Below are 1,280 nucleotides of genomic sequence, written 5' to 3' on the forward strand. Positions count from 1 at the left end.
GCTGGACTACGTGGTCGCCACGACGGGACTGGGCTGGCGCGGCTGGACGAGCGCCGCCGAGGGCTGGGGCCTGGCCGACGCGCTGACCGCGGCGTGCCGGGGGGCGACGGTCGTCAGCCGGGGCCCGAAGGCCACCGGCGCGGTGCGGGCCAGCGGTCTGGCGGAGGCGTTCGCCCCGGCCACCGAGGCCAGTCACGAGCTGCTCACCTGGCTGCTGGCCCGTGATCTGCGCGGCCGGCGGGTCGCCGTCCAGGAACACGGCGCGCCGCTGGAGCACTTCACGGCGGCCCTGCGCGAGCGCGGCGCTGAGGTCATCGAGGTGCCGGTGTACCGGTGGGGGCCGCCGAAGGACCCGGAGGCGGTGCGCCGGCTGGTCGAGAGCACGGTCCGGGCCGAGGTGCACGCCGTGACCTTCACCAGCGCGCCGGCCGCCGTGGCCCTGCTGGAGGCGGCCGCGGCCACCGGCGAGCGCGAGCGGTTCCTGAGCGCGCTGGGCGGCGACGTGCCGGCCTTCTGCGTCGGCCCGCTGTGCGCGCAGCCGCTGCGCGAGGCGGGCGTGCCGGTGCACTGTCCGGAACGCGGCAGGCTCGGTGCGCTCGTCCGGGCGATCGAGCAGGTCCTGCCCCGGCGGGCGCGCTGGGAACTGTGCGCCGGGCCGCGGCGGCTGACGCTCCAGGGCCATGCGCTGTTCTGCGAGGGCGAGCCGGTGTGGCTCTCACCGTTGCAGTCGGCCGTGCTGCGCGCCCTCGCCGAACGGCCCGGGCGCGTGCTCAGCCGCGCCGAGTTGCTGCGGCGCGCCTGGCCGGACGGGCACGCCGCCGACCGGCACGCGGTGGAGATGTCCATCGCCCGGCTGCGCAAGGCGCTGGGCCCGCACGCCGGGCTGATCCGTACGGTGCCCAAGCGCGGCTACTGCCTGGCCGGCGCCCGGTGACGGGACGTCCGCCGGGCCACCGGCCGCCCGTCCTGCTGGCCGTCGCGCACGGCACCCGCGACCCGGCGGGCGTCCGTACCCTGCACCGGCTGCTCGACCGGGTCCGGGCGCTGCGGCCGGCCCTGCGCGTGGAGTGCGCGTTCCTGGGCCTGGCCGAACCCCGGCCGCAGGACGTGCTGTCGGGGCTGACCGGCGCGGCCGTACTCGTCCCCGTGCTGCTCGGGCCCGGTTACCACGTCAGCGCCGACATCCCGGCCGTCCTGGCCGCGGCCGGGCGGCCGGGCGGCCGCGCGGCCCGGCCGCTGGGCCCCGATCCGCTGCTCGCCTCGGCGCATCGGAAATGCTC

Annotated in this window: 2 protein-coding genes; both read left to right on the forward strand. The window is 78.6% G+C overall.

From position 1 onward, the window contains the following. Positions 1–934, forward strand: a 934-nt coding sequence (locus AB0K09_RS33475) for a uroporphyrinogen-III synthase (protein WP_366069154.1), incomplete at its 5' end; no start/stop codon positions are given. Further along, a partial coding sequence (locus tag AB0K09_RS33480) for a CbiX/SirB N-terminal domain-containing protein (protein ID WP_366069155.1) occupies positions 931–1,280 on the forward strand: 350 nt, incomplete at its 3' end. The genes AB0K09_RS33475 and AB0K09_RS33480, both read left to right, overlap by 4 nt.

The sequence above is a fragment of the Streptomyces sp. NPDC049577 genome (genome assembly GCF_040675635.1).
Classification (GTDB): domain Bacteria; phylum Actinomycetota; class Actinomycetes; order Streptomycetales; family Streptomycetaceae; genus Streptomyces.